Origin of the sequence: Chryseobacterium carnipullorum (genome assembly GCF_900142785.1) — a bacterium.
GTDB classification, from domain to species: Bacteria; Bacteroidota; Bacteroidia; order Flavobacteriales; family Weeksellaceae; genus Chryseobacterium; species Chryseobacterium carnipullorum.
On the sequence record NZ_FRCD01000006.1, the window covers coordinates 63,247 to 79,814 of the forward strand.

18 protein-coding genes are annotated in these 16,568 nt (G+C 36.6%); 5 read left to right on the top strand and 13 right to left on the bottom strand.

What is annotated here, in order from left to right; all coding sequences use genetic code 11:
- Positions 1 to 9: 9 nt before the first annotated feature.
- The 3 genes from BUC06_RS08190 to pepE all read right to left on the bottom strand — a co-directional run bounded on the left by BUC06_RS08190 (position 10) and on the right by pepE (position 3,419).
- On the bottom strand, positions 10 to 1,179 hold the full coding sequence (locus tag BUC06_RS08190) for a sensor histidine kinase (RefSeq protein WP_073332334.1): 1,170 nt from the start codon (positions 1,177 to 1,179) through the stop codon (positions 10 to 12).
- Positions 1,180 to 1,188: 9 nt separating this feature from the next.
- Positions 1,189 to 2,559, bottom strand: a complete 1,371-nt coding sequence (gene dacB / locus BUC06_RS08195; protein WP_073332338.1) for a D-alanyl-D-alanine carboxypeptidase/D-alanyl-D-alanine endopeptidase — start codon at positions 2,557 to 2,559, stop codon at positions 1,189 to 1,191.
- 167 nt (positions 2,560 to 2,726) lie between these two features.
- Entirely contained in the window at positions 2,727 to 3,419 is a 693-nt protein-coding gene (gene pepE / locus BUC06_RS08200) for a dipeptidase PepE (protein WP_073332341.1), read from the bottom strand.
- A 192-nt stretch (positions 3,420 to 3,611) separates the two neighbouring features.
- Here pepE and BUC06_RS08205 point away from each other — a divergent pair, with 192 nt between their 5' ends.
- A complete protein-coding gene (locus tag BUC06_RS08205) occupies positions 3,612 to 4,166 on the top strand; it encodes a tetratricopeptide repeat protein (protein WP_073332344.1) in 555 nt (184 codons plus the stop codon).
- Positions 4,167 to 4,244: 78 nt separating this feature from the next.
- On the opposite strand, the gene BUC06_RS08210 is transcribed toward BUC06_RS08205, so the two are convergent.
- Positions 4,245 to 4,787, bottom strand: coding sequence for a hypothetical protein (locus BUC06_RS08210; protein WP_073332347.1), 543 nt, complete (start codon positions 4,785 to 4,787; stop codon positions 4,245 to 4,247).
- A gap of 551 nt (positions 4,788 to 5,338) precedes the next feature.
- Between BUC06_RS08210 and BUC06_RS08215 the strand changes: the two genes are divergently transcribed.
- Positions 5,339 to 5,704, top strand: coding sequence for a helix-turn-helix transcriptional regulator (locus BUC06_RS08215; protein ID WP_073332350.1), 366 nt, complete (start codon positions 5,339 to 5,341; stop codon positions 5,702 to 5,704).
- A gap of 120 nt (positions 5,705 to 5,824) precedes the next feature.
- Here BUC06_RS08215 and BUC06_RS08220 read toward each other — a convergent pair whose 3' ends face one another.
- The gene (locus tag BUC06_RS08220) at positions 5,825 to 6,028 is read right to left on the bottom strand and encodes a colicin immunity protein (protein ID WP_123880431.1); all 204 of its coding nucleotides are present in this window, start codon (positions 6,026 to 6,028) and stop codon (positions 5,825 to 5,827) included.
- Positions 6,029 to 6,131: 103 nt separating this feature from the next.
- A complete protein-coding gene (locus BUC06_RS08225; protein ID WP_083564027.1) occupies positions 6,132 to 6,626 on the bottom strand; it encodes a YdeI/OmpD-associated family protein in 495 nt (164 codons plus the stop codon).
- Between the two features lie 268 nt (positions 6,627 to 6,894).
- On the opposite strand from BUC06_RS08225, the gene fsa reads away from it, so the two are divergent.
- On the top strand, positions 6,895 to 7,548 hold the full coding sequence (fsa, locus tag BUC06_RS08230; protein WP_073332353.1) for a fructose-6-phosphate aldolase: 654 nt from the start codon (positions 6,895 to 6,897) through the stop codon (positions 7,546 to 7,548).
- A gap of 244 nt (positions 7,549 to 7,792) precedes the next feature.
- Here the strand turns inward: fsa and BUC06_RS08235 are convergent, their stop codons facing one another.
- The 4 genes from BUC06_RS08235 to BUC06_RS08250 form a co-directional block, all read right to left on the bottom strand.
- On the bottom strand, positions 7,793 to 8,350 hold the full coding sequence (locus tag BUC06_RS08235; RefSeq protein WP_073332356.1) for a sugar O-acetyltransferase: 558 nt from the start codon (positions 8,348 to 8,350) through the stop codon (positions 7,793 to 7,795).
- A gap of 96 nt (positions 8,351 to 8,446) precedes the next feature.
- Entirely contained in the window at positions 8,447 to 9,352 is a 906-nt protein-coding gene (locus BUC06_RS08240; protein WP_073332359.1) for a GLPGLI family protein, read from the bottom strand.
- 61 nt (positions 9,353 to 9,413) lie between these two features.
- Entirely contained in the window at positions 9,414 to 11,396 is a 1,983-nt protein-coding gene (locus BUC06_RS08245) for a M56 family metallopeptidase (protein ID WP_073332361.1), read from the bottom strand.
- A gap of 6 nt (positions 11,397 to 11,402) precedes the next feature.
- Positions 11,403 to 11,768: a BlaI/MecI/CopY family transcriptional regulator gene (locus BUC06_RS08250; protein WP_073332364.1), complete on the bottom strand. Its 366-nt coding sequence runs from the start codon at positions 11,766 to 11,768 to the stop codon at positions 11,403 to 11,405.
- 427 nt (positions 11,769 to 12,195) lie between these two features.
- Between BUC06_RS08250 and BUC06_RS08255 the strand changes: the two genes are divergently transcribed.
- The gene (locus BUC06_RS08255; RefSeq protein ID WP_073332367.1) at positions 12,196 to 13,065 is read left to right on the top strand and encodes an ATP-grasp domain-containing protein; all 870 of its coding nucleotides are present in this window, start codon (positions 12,196 to 12,198) and stop codon (positions 13,063 to 13,065) included.
- Positions 13,066 to 13,246: 181 nt separating this feature from the next.
- Here BUC06_RS08255 and BUC06_RS08260 read toward each other — a convergent pair whose 3' ends face one another.
- Both BUC06_RS08260 and BUC06_RS08265 read right to left on the bottom strand, forming a co-directional pair.
- Positions 13,247 to 13,948, bottom strand: a complete 702-nt coding sequence (locus BUC06_RS08260) for a DAPG hydrolase family protein (protein WP_073332369.1) — start codon at positions 13,946 to 13,948, stop codon at positions 13,247 to 13,249.
- Positions 13,949 to 14,025: 77 nt separating this feature from the next.
- The gene (locus BUC06_RS08265; RefSeq protein ID WP_167367407.1) at positions 14,026 to 14,619 is read right to left on the bottom strand and encodes a Crp/Fnr family transcriptional regulator; all 594 of its coding nucleotides are present in this window, start codon (positions 14,617 to 14,619) and stop codon (positions 14,026 to 14,028) included.
- A 304-nt stretch (positions 14,620 to 14,923) separates the two neighbouring features.
- Here BUC06_RS08265 and BUC06_RS08270 point away from each other — a divergent pair, with 304 nt between their 5' ends.
- Positions 14,924 to 15,505: a hypothetical protein gene (locus tag BUC06_RS08270; RefSeq protein WP_073332375.1), complete on the top strand. Its 582-nt coding sequence runs from the start codon at positions 14,924 to 14,926 to the stop codon at positions 15,503 to 15,505.
- 551 nt (positions 15,506 to 16,056) lie between these two features.
- On the opposite strand, the gene BUC06_RS08275 is transcribed toward BUC06_RS08270, so the two are convergent.
- Positions 16,057 to 16,503 (bottom strand): GNAT family N-acetyltransferase, encoded by a 447-nt coding sequence (locus BUC06_RS08275; protein ID WP_073332732.1) that lies wholly within the window; start codon positions 16,501 to 16,503, stop codon positions 16,057 to 16,059.
- Positions 16,504 to 16,568 lie beyond the last annotated feature (65 nt).

Here is a 16,568-nt window from a genome sequence, read left to right on the forward strand (position 1 = left end):
AAGAAATCTTCATGCTTTTTTAATCGTTATTCTGAAGGTGGTTCCCTTTCCAACTTCTGTCTGGGAAATTTTAATATCTCCGTTGTGGTATTCGTGAATTACTCTTCTCGCCAGGGAAAGTCCTAATCCCCAACCTCTTTTTTTGGTAGAATAGCCTGGTTTAAAGGCGTTTCTTGCCTGTTGCTTTGTCATTCCGCTTCCTGAGTCTTTTACTTCTATCAGAAGATTTTTATTCCTTTCAAAAACAGACATTTGCAGGGTTCCGATCCCTTTCATAGCATCCACGGCATTTTTCACTAAGTTTTCTATCACCCAGCTCATCAGAATTTTATTGTGAGGCACTAAAACGGTGTAAGTTGGAAGATGAAGACTGAAATCTATTTTCTTTGAGATCCTGGTCTTCAGATAATCATAATTCTGGACAATCGTCTCATTGAAATTCAGATCGTTGAGCTCAGGGACAGATCCTATTTTTGAAAAACGTTCGGAAATCGTTCTCAATCTTTCGATGTCTTTTTCAATTTCGTAGACGCCTTCAGATTCAGGGGTTTCCAGTTTCATGATCTCCATCCAACCAATCATGGAAGATAACGGGGTACCGATCTGGTGAGCCGTTTCTTTAGCTAATCCGGCCCAAAGATAACCTTCATCTGTTTTCTTGATGGTTCTTAGAAACCAAAATATAAAAAGGAGATAAGAAAGGATAAACAGTCCTAAAAAATAGGGATAATAACGTAAATTATTCAGCAGTTTTGAATTGTCATAAAAAACAAGCTGTTTAGCCCCTTTGGAGATTTCAATTTCAAATGGATCATAATTATTTTCCATTTTTGAAATCAGCTTTTTGAGTTCTTCAGGACTATCCAGTATTTCTTTGGGAATATTTCTGGAGCTTCCGTCAAAAATAAACGGATTTCTGTTTTCATCCGTTAAGATCGATGGAATCTGGTCATTTTCGGTAAGAATGGCAAAAAGCAGTTCCTGAGTTTCTGAACTTTTCTGCTGATTGTCCTGTAAAATTTTCAGTGCGGTAGCAAATACTTTAATTCTTTCCGCCTCTTTTTCCCTTAAACTTTTAATCAGAATATTGGACGAGACAATGAGTGCTATCACAATGACGGTAAGCAGGGTAAAAACAAACCAGTTATTTATTCTTGACAGAAAAGGGCGATTCTTCATTCAGTTTATTTATTTTAAGACATTCAGAATTTTCTGCAGTTCTGTACTTCCGCTTCCCTGATAGTTATTAATAATGATTGAAAATACATATTTTTTTCCATCTTTCGCAGTGTGGTATCCTGCAAAAGATTTGGTATCTCTCATAGTTCCGCTTTTCATCTTCATGCCGTTATCCTGAACAGGAAAACCATCATAATAGGCATCAAACCAACTTTGTTTTTTTGCATACAATAAAGCCTGAACTTCTGCTTTGGCCGCTACATAATTTTGAGGAGAAAGTCCGCTTCCATCAGCAAAATTGATCATATTCGGGTTGATACCTTTTGATTTCCAGAAATCTTTCAGATACGAAACACCACTTTTAAAGCTGGAGTTCCCTTTCTTTTCTTTTCCTAAGGTCTTGATTAAGGTCTCTCCGTACAGATTGACACTTTTCCTCAGAAACCAGTAGACAATTTTATCCAGAGTCGGCGACTGGTACGTAAGAATTACAGTTTTTGGAGTTGCGCGCACCTGCTTACCTTCTAATTCAAGCTGTGAACTGGTGACTGCTTTTCCTGAGATTTCAATCCCGGATTCTTTAAGCCATTGCTGAGCTTCAGTTCCCAACTGCAACGGTGGATTGGGCAAAGCACCGGAAACCGTTACTGTTTTTCCTGCCGGAAGCGTTCCGTTGATTAAGGCTACCTCAGAATGTGGAGCCGTGAAAATAAGGCTTTGATCAGAATTACCTCCTGTTTTGAGCTCGTTCAGCCATTTTAGATTTTCAACAGGATAAGAAAAGCCTTTAAACTCTGTTCCATTAATATTGATATCAAACTGATTTTCCCTCCAGTTGATTCCCCAGACTCCCGCTCCGTAATAATTCCCCAGATCATCCCATGGCCATCCTCCGGGAATAGTCTGATGGTCAAAATAAGAATCGTCGACCACCAGATTCCCTGAAATCTTTGTAATTCCTGAGTTTTTGAGAGCTTCAATGAACTTCTTCCTGAAACTTTCGGGTTTATAGGCGTCATAACGCCAGCTTCCCAATGTGGGATCTCCGTTTGAGGTGATGATGAGATCTCCGTTCAGAATTCCTGAAGACAGATTTCCGGAATAGCCGGCTGTTGTTTTAAAAGTATAATCTTTTCCCAGAGTTTCAAGCGCTGCTCCAGCCGTGAAAATCTTCTGCGTAGAGGCTGTCGAAAGGCCTTTGTTTCCCTGATATTCGTAAATAAATGTGCCGTTTTCATCGGTAACATAAAATGATAAACCTGATGAAACAGCCCCCGAAGAATCCATAAGATCTTTGGTGGCTTTATCCAGTTTCTGCGCCATATTCTGGGCAGACAGTATCTGAACCGACAGTACAAAAACTGCAAGTGTTTTTTTCATTGACATGTTTTTATAGATCTAAAATTCATTAATACACTTCGCCTTTACTCAGCATGACCGTTTCCAATTCAGAATGTGGATGAGTCAGTATATTGGATATAAACGGGAAGTGTACCAATGTCAATTCCTGATCAAATATAATAAAAATAAAGGCTTGTTTTCGTTAACTAAAGGGTACTTCCCGCCTCTATTTCATAAGGTTCCTTATCTTTTTCAAAGATTCTTGTCAGCTCGCTGCCTTCTACAGTAATGGTATTTCCAATTCTTCTGATCCAGTTTCCTTCCCGAAGGCCAACTACTTTCATATCATTCTGAGTCAGAAATTCTCTGATTCTGGTTTCTCTGGTTTCGCCGTTGTGTTTCAAATCCGGATTGGGATCAAGATAATGCGGATTAAGATTGAACGGAACAAGCCCCATACATTCGAAACTTGGCGGATACACAATAGGCATATCGTTCGTAGTCTTCATATTCTGACCCGCGATATTGCTTCCTGCGCTGCATCCCAAATAGGCTTTTCCGGTTTCAACATTTTCTTTGAGTACAGACATCAAGCCTTCCTCATGTAAAGTTTTAACCAATAAAAATGTATTTCCACCTCCAGTAAAGTATCCTTTGGCATTATTTAAAGCTTCCACTTTATCTTCAAATTCATGAAGCCCTTTTACTTTGATATTGATTGCTTCAAAAAAGGAACGGGCTTTTGCGGTATAGTCGTCATGAGAAATTCCCCCAGGTCTGGCGAAAGGCACGAAAATGATTTCATCAATTCCGTTATATAATTGTATTAATTCTTCTCTTAAGTATTCCAGATATTCCCCGCCAAAAAGCGTGGAAGTAGATGCTAATATGATATTCATACAGGAAAATTATATTGATTTAAAAAAAATTGAATGACAAAGATAAAGTCAAACATCAACGAATCAAAAATTAAGCTAAAAAAAAACAGATATCCGTTAATATTTTCTAAAAAAGCTTAAAGCTTCTAAAATTTGAGTCTTTATGGAATTATAATTGAACTTTAGACTATAGAATTTTAAAAATGTAAGATTATGAAAATGACTAAAATTAATATCAAAAATCTTTTTGTAGGATTAATACTTGTAGGAAGTGCAGGTTTTGCCAACGCACAGACTACTCAGACAGATAGCGCAAATACAACAGTTACAACTGCTCAGGCAGGAAGTAATTCAACCATAGATGGCCTTAAAAAGCAAATAGAAGCCAATCCAAAGGATACGGAAGCATTAGCAAAACTGGCAGCAGCTTATCAGGATGCTTCAGACTGGACCAATGCCATTGATACATGGAAAAAAATATCTGCATTATTACCGGACTGGGCTCCATCATATTACAGCCAGGCATATGCCTACCAATCGGCTAAAGATGATGCGAATGCAAAACTTTCTTATGAAAAGTATATTGCCACCGTAAAACCTGAAGAGGTTGAGCAAAATAAGAAAAACCTGGCCTATGCCTATTTCTATGTTGCCTTCGCAGAACAGCAAAGTGATCCTGCCAAAGCGAAAGAACATATTGCCAAATCTATACAGTATGACCCTACCAATCAGGACGCTGTAAAACTTAGCAAAACTTTAAACTCTTAAAATAAAGTCTAAAAATTTTAACTGCCCCAAAAAGCCAGACCCTTTTTGGGGCAGTTTTATTTAAAAGTATTGTTTCAATTATACAATGGATTTGTGTTTATTTTTCACCTTCCTTTCAAGAATGAGGTGTGCGGCATCAAGCATTTTAGTGAGATGAATGTAGGGGCTAACGATATTTCTTTCCGGTACATTATCATAAATGCCCAGTGAAAAGTACACCATCCCAGACAAAAAATAGTCAAATTCCTGTACGCTGTATTCTCTGAATGCTTTTTTAAAGACCAACAGGGGATTTTGGTATTCTTTCTCAGAAAGTAAACCAAGAGCGAATTGAGAGGTATTTTCCATCTGAGTAGTAGCCATCCATTTCTTTTCCTTCAGCGTAAAGAGATAGCCTGCACGAATAAACGACTGCATCGACTGGCGAAAGTGAAAAATGACTGCCGGATCTTCCTTTATCCAACTATTTCTCTTTACCGCGTAATGCATAATGTTGGTTAATCTCTTTTTTGAGGCAGCCAGGTCATACAACTGAAAAAAGGTGTCCATCAGCCGGAGTCCGGAGTGCCTTCTGCGAACCGGCCAAAATCTTGTTTCAAAATCTGTTCTATTGTTTTTCATGCGTTTGTATTTTTTTAATAAATAATTCTGTAATGTGGATTGTTTCGCTTCATCATTCATTGGTTGTATTGGATGGAGCATAGCTGTAACTTCCAGCTTACCAGTGTCCGCTGAATCTTATTTAAATGATAAATGGGTATAAAATTAGTGTTCCCGTGAAAGCTTTAAAGCCGCAATAGATTGTACACTCTATTGTACTATATCATGATACTGTAGGTTGTGAGCAAGCTTAGAAAAATAGAATGATAGAAAAGCAGGACCGCCTGATAATAAAAACGGCATAGGATTCTACATTATCTAAACTGAAGTACTGGTAGATCTGAGAAAAGATAAGAGCGCGCACGCCTAGGTCGTGAACTGTTTACTTATCCTCTTGTTTCCTTAAAAATTACCTGTTCCCAGTGGAGAGACTCTAAGCAATAGCTTCTACATTTCTTTGAAGTATCACAAAGCTACTTTCTTGTAGCTTATTTTACAAAGATATGAAAAAAACAATTATTCGATACAAATTTGTATCGAATAATATAATTTAATATTTCAATTTTTACTATATGAAAGAATATAGTAATGAAGAAATTTATGCTTTAGGTCTACAGATTGGTTGTATAATCAGAGTTGAACGACTCAAGAAAAAACTCTCTCAAGAAGATCTTGGATTACTCATAGGTTCTAATAGCACTACAATTGGAAGAATTGAAAGATATAAAAACAGTTCTAATTGGGAACTTCTAATTAAGGTTAGTCAAGCATTAGAAATTGACTTTTATTCACTGTTTAAATTACAGTCATTGAATGAGGTCTTATTTGTCATTAAGGAGTGTTTTAATCTTGAAAAGAAATTAACCAAACAAAAAGAGAAATACTACTCTGATCTTGAGGAATCAGTAAAAACTGCATTTAAAAAGATAAAATACTAACTTTAAATTGGGATTTTTTCGTTATAGTAAGATCCTCCGATTTTCGAAATCTGAAGTCTTCGAAATATGTTCAGAGGATTGTTTTTATTTGTTTTTTAAATAGAATGCCACAGGGGGACTTTAAATTGGCTTATAAGAAAATGCTTTTTCAACGATATCTTCTGCTTCAAGATCTTCGTATTCCAGAGAAAAAAATAAGTTACTGGCATTGGGATCTGGTACGTTATCTAAAAATCTCTGCAACATTGCCTCATTTTCTTCCTCGTTTTTCCCAATAGCATTCAGTATATCTTTTGCCAATTGTATTAATTCATCTTTATTCATGATCATTGAGCTTAACTGGATAAGAGATATTTTTTTTCCCTGCTCTCCGAGGCCTTCATATTTTATTTAGACTAAAAGTTGAGAAAATTTGATATTAAATGATTTATTTTCCATCGATCTTTTTCCCAAAAAAATCTGTTTCACCGTGCAGATGACGGAGGATTTTCTCAACATTCCTGTCTATGCTTGCCTCTGTTTTCAGATTATTGATGTAGCGGATCAGTTCATGTTTTCTTGATGGCGTAAGGTTTTCAAAATTCTTCACTGCGACAGGACTGGATTTAATTGCCTCATCCAGTTTCGGATGAATGGAAATGCTTCGATCTGAATCATCATATTCTATAGAAACCTCAATGGTCTCTCCTATTCTTTTGGGTGAATTTTTCAGCATCAACAAGTTGACATACAATCTCCATTCCCCTAAATACTTCATCAGGTTCTGTTTAAATTCCTTTCCATTGACGGTTCCTTTTACAGATACAGGACTTTTGTTTTTGCCTGCAGCTTTGAAAATATCTTCCAGGATTTCATCAGGAACGAAAACAAAAGGATTAATGCCTATTATTTCCAGTACGGCTGTAAAACTGTTGTCTTTCATGAATAACAAAGTTACCATTTTACGCTGAAAAAGAGGCAGATTGCAGAATTCCACTTTGAAACTGGATATTACGAACTATTTTCTGCACACCTATCTCATCTCTTATCTCTCATCTCTCATCTCTCATCTATTATCTACCCTCTATCATCTATCATCTATCATCTATCATCTATCATCTATCCTCTATCCTCTATCCTCTATCCCAAAATTAAAATTTTCCACTCACAAAGGGAATCGTTATCTTTGCAGTAATAAATCTATCAAACAAATGAAATTTTTTATTGACACAGCTAATTTAGAGCAAATTAAAGAAGCAAAAGACCTTGGAATTTTAGATGGTGTAACAACCAACCCTTCATTAATGGCAAAAGAAGGAATTCAGGGGAGTGAGGCGATCAAGAACCATTATAAAACGATTTGTGAGCTTGTAGACGGAGATATTTCTGCTGAAGTGCTTTCTACGACTTACGAAGAAATGATCAAAGAAGGTGAAGAATTAGCGGCGATCCATCCTAATATCGTGGTTAAAATTCCTATGATTAAAGACGGGATCAAAGCATTAAAATATTTCTCTGATAAAGGGATCAGAACGAACTGCACCTTGATTTTCTCTGTGGGACAGGCTCTTTTAGCCGCTAAAGCTGGTGCTACGTATGTGTCTCCTTTCCTGGGAAGATTAGATGACATTTCTACAGACGGACTTCACCTGATCGAGGAGATCAGATTAGTTTTCGACAATTATATGTATGATACTGAGATCTTAGCGGCTTCTATCCGTCATTCTATGCACATCATCGACTGTGCTAAAATCGGAGCAGATGTCATTACGTCTCCACTTCCTCCGATCTTGAGTTTATTGAAGCACCCATTAACGGACAGCGGATTGGCTCAGTTTATTTCAGATTCTCAGAAATTAGCTTAATCATCAACGGCTATTTAAGATATACAATCCCGAAATTTTCGTTTCGGGATTTTTTTTACTTTAAAAGATGCATGCTAAATCGGAAGTTCTGTTGTCAACCAGGCGTTCCATTTTCTGCCGGCAAAGTTACAGGTCGCTTTTTGGGAAACAAAATTCCCCACTTTTTCTTTTTCTGAAAGGATTTTTCAGTTTTGGATACGGCTATCCTGTACCCTATATCCTTCAGAGAATAGTCTGTTAGTCTCTAATCAATATTTTTAATAACCTTGCAGGGATTTCCCACCGCAACGCTGTTCTCAGGAATATCTTTGGTAACCACACTTCCAGCTCCTATCACAGCATTGCTTCCAATGGAAACTCCGGGCAAAACCACGACATTTCCTCCCAGCCATACATTATCTCCAACGGTGATGGGATGGGCGTATTCCAAACCTTCGTTTCTCTGCTTCGCATCCAGCGGGTGTCCTGCGGTATAAAAACTGCAATTGGGTCCGATAAAAACATTATCCCCGAACTTCACTTTTGCACAGTCTAAAATGGTAAGATTATGATTAGCATAAAAATTCTCACCGGTTTCAATATTATATCCGTAATCACACCAGAAGGAAGGTTCAATACAGATGTTTTCTTTTGTTTTTCCGATGATCTTTTTAATCAGCGCATTTCTGTTTTCAAGATCAGAATTTTTAAGCTGATTGTACTCCAGGCAGAGGTCTTTACAGGCTATACGTTCATTGATCAGCTCTTGGTCATAGTTGGCATCGTATAAAAGTCCTGCTGCACATTTTTCTTTTTCTGTCATCCTAATTAAAATTAAAGCTCTAAAATTAAGACAATAAAAAGAAAAACAGGATAGTCATTAATAACCATCCTGTTCTCTATTAAAAATTTATGTAAACTACTTCGTCATATCCGGTTCGATCGGGTTGTTGTTTTTCAGGAGAGCTTCCTTCGTTTTCTTCTCCATTTCTTTAAATACCTGATTAGGATCTGAAAGTTCTTTCCCATCTGAAGTTTTCATTTTAAATGAGACTTTGGTATTTGAATCTCCTCCGCTTCTCATCATCATTTCTCTCATATTTTTGGTGGGATCATTCACGTAGGCTTTCCATACTTTTTTGTACTGGTCTTTGCTGATCTCCAGCTCTTTTCCACCCATTCCCAATATGCTCACATTGTCCGGAAGCCGGGTTTCTTTTTCTTCTGATGGACTCGGGATCGTTTTATTTCCAACTAAAGTCATGATATGTGATCCTGTTGAATCTTCTATCTTTACTATCAGCCCGGGAAGACCATAGAATTTATAGGGTCCGTCCTGAAAAGGAAGATCTGCTGAGAACCATGCAGTCCATTCTCTTCCTCCATAGCTTGTTACTGCCTTTTGGGCATTGTATTCCCCGATCTTCTGTTGGTCCGGCAGAATTTTCCATTCCGGTTTTTTATCTTCTTTTATCTTGTACTTATCTGTGCTGACGGTTGTAAAAAAATAAGTTTTAAAATCAGGATAATCTTTAGTAACTTTATAAGATACCTGTCCTAGTCTGTCCCTCCTGTTGACACTGATGTTTCCGCTACCGGAATTGATTTGTTTTTCCAGCTCGGCTTTTGAGGTGGAATCGGCAACAAATTTGTCGTGGCTGTAATAAGCAGACCCTTTTTTGTTAATATCCAAAAGCATCATTTCCTTTTTCACCTCTTCTTTATTATTGGAATCCGGAATGAATTTGTATTCATAAAAAAATCTGTTGGTCTGGGCTCCGGCTGCTATTCCCAGAAGTAAAAAGAACAAAATTTTAATTTTCATAATCTGATATTAATGATAAAAAAAGCTTTGCCAATGGATAACTGACAAAGCTTAATGGTACTTATTTCTTTGTCTGAATTCTCATTTCACTTCGCCTGGTATTCAATCCATTATCTTTATTAATGGTAATGCTTGAAATATTTTCAGGTTTTAAGGCCTCAAATTCACCTTTGCTTACTTCCTTTCCGTCTATAAAGACCTGAGTATCATCCCACCCATTCATTTTAAGCTTTTTCACCCCGTTTAATGAAAGAGTTCCGTTAGCATCTCTTTTGATATAATCAGCTTCCAGCTCCATCATTTGTGGCTTGCCTCCGGATCTGTCTGAATTGGTGTTTTTATACAAGTAGATGTTGGATCCACCATTCAGAGAAAGTTTTCTAGCTACTTCCAATCTTATTTTTTCGCCTTCTATTCTTGCTTTTTCTCCTTCAATACGGGCTTTTTCCCCTACTATTCTGGCTTTCTCTCCTACTATTCTGGCTTTTTCTCCGGCTACTCTGGCTACTTCACCCTGCAGTCTTCCGATTTCACCAGCTTTCATTCCCTCAAGACGGGCTTTTTCACCGGCAATTCTGGCTTCCTCCCCCATGGCTCTGGCTTTTTCGCCTAATTTCATGGCCTCCATTCTGGCTTTTTCAGCTTTTTTTCTAGCTTTTCGGGCTTCTTTTTCTGTCTTGGGACTCCAGTTTTGGTACCCTGAACCATTAAATTGCAGGACTCTTACTCCATGAGCGTTAGGCGGTGTAGCTGGAGCGTCCGGGAAATGAATACTCAGATTGGATAAATCCGGAATTTCTATCCCCAGGTTTTCTAAAGTCTTAGTTTTGTTTTTCCATTCATCAGATTTGAAAAAGTCATTCATCTTTTTCGTATCTACTGTGGTATAACTGAAAGCCATTTTAAAATCATCCGAATTGGCTGCTTTTGACAATTCTCCCGAAAGTTCGCTGATCTCTTCAAGATTCCTCTGAAATTCTTTACTTTCAGGTTTCAGGGTTTTCAAAACTTTACTTTTTTCTTCAATTTTCTTTCCAAGTTCTGTCATTTTCTTTTCACTGGAAGATCCTTTTAAAAATTGGGGTTCTGCAACTTCCTTTTGCTCTATTTTCTCGCTTCGTATCGTGTCTTTTTTGATTTGGGAAACGGCTTCCTCAATCGCTATATTCGTTTCTTTAATTTCTTTGTTCTTCGCATTGACCATATAGGCAAAGGCTACTGAAAATAAAACCGGTAATGCAAAAATTCTTCGCGCATATCCGAATTTGGTTTGTGGTTTTTGTAACATTTTGAGTCGTTTTTTTAGATTTGAACTTAAAAACGGACTGGTGGCAGGCAACTGTGTTCCGGAAAAGTGGCTTGCTAAAAGCATCTGCGCAAATGCTTTGGTGTCCGATTGTTTAACGGCTTTTTTATCCGCCAGGTATTCGTGGATCAGACTGATCTCTTTTTTTATGATATGAAAAAATGGATTGAACCAGAAAATAGAGGTAATGATCTCAATCAATATCTTATCGAAAGAATGCTTCTGCTGAATGTGAACCATTTCATGTTTTAAAATCTGTTCTCCTACCTCAGAATTCAAGGTGATGGTATTTTTCCAGAAAAGATTTTTAAAGTATGAAAACGGCGCTTCGGTCAGGTTTGTACGGTAAAAATTGATCCCGTCAAAACTTTCTTTCTGAAACTGTTTTTTAAGCTTTTGGATCTTAAAGATCCCTACCATCAGCTTCCCTAGAAAATAGAGAGAAACCAGTCCCAGAGCTGAAAAAATAATTCTAAAATAAATGTGGCCATTGTCTATGTTTTTTTCTGTATTAAAATTCTGTATCTTATCTAGAAGCCTGTAGAGGTCACTACTCACTTCTATCGTAAAATCATCTACCCTGATCAGGGGCAGCAGCAGCGATATCACCATCGCACCCAAAAGATAAAATCTGTTATAGTGATGGAATGTCTTGTCTTTTAAAGACAACTGATAGTATAAAAACATTACACCGGAGCTTAATATTACTTTTCCAAAGTACAGAAGTAGTGTTTCCATGGTTTGTTAATTTTTCTTTTTGAGTTCGTTCAGAAGCATTTCAAGGTCTTCTACGGTCATTTCATTCTTTTCCACCAGGAAGGAAACTGCACTTTTGTAGGAGCCTTTAAAATAATTTTTCACCAGACTTTTCATTGTTTTCCCGGAATATTGTTCTTTGGTAACCAATGGGAAATACTCATGCTGTCTTCCATATACATGGTAGTCTACAAATTCTTTATCCTTTAATACTTTTAGAATTGTAGAAACGGTATTGGTATGCGGTTTAGGTTCGGGAAAAAGATCCAGAACGTCTTTCAGAAATCCTTTTTCAAGTTTCCATAAATACTGCATCACCTGCTCTTCTGCTTTTGTCAAATTCTGAATTTTCATATCCTTTCCATTTGTAATTAAATCCTATATCACTAAGAAATTAGTTATACAAATGTAGACATAAAACTGACTTAAACAACTAATTTTATAGTGATAAATAAGAAATATCACTAATTAACTGATAATCAGATCAATAAATTTAATTAAAATATGTTAAATTTCTAACATCTCCGTCAAATGCCTGTTTAATTGATACAAATTATTCATACAATGCGATTAATTTGCACTAAAAAAAGGTAAAGCATCCATATTTTTCATTTTCAGACTCAATAACTGTATCTGTTGAAATAATCCAAACTGTATCTGCAAGCATTGATGAAGTTTGCTGAAATTTGTATACATTGAAGTTCAATGTCAGAACAAATGTTGACTTTTCGGAGTGGAAACAGGTCAACTGACTCAATACATACACTTAAAAAACATAAGAATGAAAATTGCATTAGTAGGTTACAAAAAACAGGACAAGTTTGCCCAAGGGGTTACCAACGACGAAGACGCGGACCTTTTACATTTTTTAACAGAAAAAGGACTGGATGTTGTTCCGGCAATTTGGAATGATGAGAAGGTGGACTGGAGCAGTTTTCATGTGGCAATCATTAAATCTCCCTGGGACTATCACAATCATTTAAATGAGTTTTTGAACTGGCTTTATCGTTTAGAAAATTTAAATATCAAGGTGTTAAACCCTGCAGAAATCATTCAATGGAACAGTGATAAAAAATATCTGAGAGATATTGCCAAAAAAGGACTTCCTGTCATTGAGTCGCAATACCTTGATCAAGGTTCTTCTTTTGACGACCGATATTTTGGGATGTTTGACACTGATCAACTGGTGGTGAAACCTTGTGTGAGTGCGGGTGCTCAAAATACCTTAACGGTTAATAAAAACAACCTGAAAGAACGGAAAGAAGAAATTGACCAGCTCTTGAAATCAGAAGATTATATTGTACAGCCTTTTGTAGAAGAAATAAAAAACGGGGAATGGTCGTTTTTGTTCTTCAATGGTCAATACAGTCATTGTTCATTAAAGAAACCTAAGAAAGACGATTTCAGAGTACAACACTATCACGGCGGAACGATTAGTTATCCAGTACCTGATCCTCTCCACATAGAACAGGCAAGATCCTACTTAAAGAGTCTGCCACAACCGACATTGTATGCCCGGGTGGATGGTGTACTCGTAAATAATTCATTTCAATTGATGGAACTTGAACTGATAGAACCTTATTTATTCCTTAATGGTGATCAAAATTTATTGGAAAACTATTATCAGGCATTAATGGCTTTAATTTCATAAACGGATAGAATTTGAGAACAGGAAAGCCATGTTAAAATGAAAGTTGAAAGAGGGAAATACGAAGTGATTATGTAATGCTCACATTGAACGTTAGCATAAAGTATGGGTTCCTATTTTTTCTGAACTCATCAATTCCCTCTTCCAGCCTTCAACTTTGTTATTGGTTAAACCTAAATGATCATTACCATGGCAAAGGAGCCTTATCTCCATTTTTGTTCTCTGCATAATACAGAGATGACAGGAAATGGGATAAATAAGTAAACTCGGTATAACAATGTTGCATTAACCCAAAACCAATATCCTCCGACAGCGGCGTGTCGGTATCTGCGGACAGCGCGCCCAGGTAAAAATGACTTCTCAGCGTACAGCCGAAAGGAGTATCCCTGGCTACATGAAACATAAAACCATCTTCAGGATCTCCATTGCTATCCAATACTGTATCTTTTCCAAAACCAATTCTGGCATAAATAACTGCCCCCACATTTTCTTCAACATAAGCCTGTTGCAGCAAAGCCGGATTAAATATTTCCGCAGGATCATGAAATTTGATGGTAGCAGGTACAGGCGGAATATCACCCAATGCTTCGGTAGCATGGATAGTGGCCCCGATATAATTTTCATTTTTCAACCATTTGTGGTCCCAGCCACTATGGAGAATATGATCATGCGGGTGCCACCATTTCAGATGTGCTGTGGTTTCGAAATAAGTAAACCACCAGTCCAGCATTTTACTTTTACATCCATGCAAATCCGTTCTCATGGACACCTGAAGCATTCCGTTTTCCAGTCTTTTTATGCCGGCTTCAAGTCTTAACGGTTTAGGAGATAACAAATGGTCAATATCCCAAAACAAGTTGCGCTGTTCTTCTTTATTCAGTCTCATATTACCTTTGATTAATTATTACTGATCAAAGGTAACTGGAGATCGCGATTAAAAAACTTAACCTTTGTTAAGCTTTTCTAAGATTTGTGATGACTTTGCTTCAGGATTCTGCTGTAGGATTCGGGAGTGATGCCTAAAAACTGAGCAATGTATTTAAAAGGTACTTTTTGGGCAATATCAGGATAATGAGTCCGGATGAATTCAATCATTTCATTCTTACCATACAAGAGCTTCACATCAGTAATCAATATATCTTCGGCAATGATTTCAAGAACGATGTTTCTGAGTATTTTTCCGAGGCTGATTCCGTTATTATAATATTCCATGAAATCGGAAGCCGTCATTGAAATTACGGTACAGGATGTGATACTTACAATCTGGTACCGGGATACGGTCTGGTGAAGTAAACTGTCAAAATTGGTACATAAATTTCCGGGCCGGAAAAACCTGCCAATCACTGTTTTTTCTCCTGCTGTAAATTCTGAGGCCAATATTCCTTCTGTTACAAAAAGCACATCGCTGTATCTGAGATTACTTTTTAAAATGACCTCATTCTTTTTGAAGGACTGCAAACGGGCATTTTTAATCAGACTACTCCACTCTTCATCCTGAGGAAGTTCTTTGAGATTGAACAGGACCCGAAGATGATCTTCCAAACTTTTATTTTTCACTGAAAGGGATTTATAGGTAATACAATGTAAATATAAAGAAGATTTTAAATGTTCACATCCACACAAATTTCTGTAAAAGAATCGTTCAATAAAAGTATAATTAGGAACTTTAAAAAATACATTGACCTGTTTGTGCAAACAAGTAATTTAATTTAAAAATTGTATTAATAAAGACCTTCTCATCATCATTTATACAATAATGAACAAATTACATTATTGATTTGTTAAAATTTATTAAATAAAATTAAAATGAAGTTGTTTAAAGTGAGAAAATATATTTATTTTAGTGCTTTAAAAATTTCTCATGAAAAGATATAATTTACTGATTGTACTATTACTGCTTATTTTTAACGTGACTACGGCTCAAAAGAAAAATTCTCCGGCTGCAGATCTCAGTATCTTAAAGGAAACCAAAACCAAGATTGAAAATACGGTTCCTCTTGTGGTCAAGCATCTTCAGGCTATCGCTGATAAAGAGGGTGACAACACTATCGTTGCCAACGGAAAGGCTGGTTTAGGAAAAGAATATGGTATTCTTGAATCTGAATGGTTCCTGTACAGAAATAATATGAAGAACTGTATTCTGAACAATTCTTCCAAAAAAGCTAAAAAATGTATGGAATACCATACGCAATACCTGAGAAATACATTCATCAACTATGGTAACTATATCTCAAATCTTACGAGAAAGAACGGATATCTTGGCGTAGAAGGTGATACAAAATTCGATTTTAAACCGATTGATATTACTACAAAACTAAGTGAAGCTTATTTCAATGCCAATGACGCGGCAGGAAGAATGAAAGGGGATCAGAAAAAAGACTTTTTAGGACAAACAATGTCTGATGACAACAAATTGACTCCTTTTGCTCAGTTAGCTCAATAATATTAACCTTACGATCTATACTCAATCCTGCTTTTTTAAAGTGGGATTTTTATTTTGTCAACAATTTGCCATCTTTATTATTTCTCTGAATGACTAACCTCTTGCCTGGCCGGATCTTCTGTTATTTATTTTAAGCAAAAAAGAGAACTACGGATGCAGCTCTCTTTATGGTTCGGATATATACCTGTATTTCATCACTATATCCTGATGAAAAATCTTTCTGAAGGCTATTTGAAAAACGATCTCCGCCTGGAAAGCTCTTATAAATTACTCATAAAAACATTCCGGAAAAAGTAGAAAATGAGGCGGAGATCATTAAACATAAATATACTCTACAACCAGTCTCCTGATCATAAGAGCAGTACAAAAGTAAGCTTCAGGCCTGTACTGCTGAAAAAAATTGTGTAGAATTAAATCGTGCCCCTTGTAGAAGTAATACTACTTTTGAGACAATAGAATCAGCAGATCATAAATTCCTCTGAAAAAGAAGTGTGAAATTCATTCTATTCTATAAAAAACTCCTTCATTTCCACACTGTACATTCTCCCCATTTACTTCCACCAGTGATAATAATTGTGTAAATCATCACGCTCAAACCCGCATCTCGGATAAAGCGTATTTCCAATATCATTGGTTTTCTCCGTTTCAAGCATCAGGCCGCAAGCGCCTGTTTCTTCACACCACTTTTTGCTGCGGTCTATCAATCCAACAGACAATCCCTTTCCTCTATACTCCGGATGAACAAATAAATCGCTCAAAAGCCATTGTTTCTGTAGTTTTGTATAATGGAATAATTTATACAACTGAACAAAACCCACTGCTTTTCCGTCTGTAATGGCAAGAAATATCTCTGATTCATGATTCAGGAATCTTTCTTTAAGGAATGCTTTTCCTTTTTCCAGATCAGATTCCTGGCGGTAAAAAATACGGTATAAGTTGAAAAGTTCTGCCGTTTCATTAAGATCTTCAAGACCTGCCTTTTTAATAGTGTAATTCATTTCTGTAATTTTTTTTATTGACAGGACAAAAGTATTTTTAAATAGGACTATATTTGTACTCCACA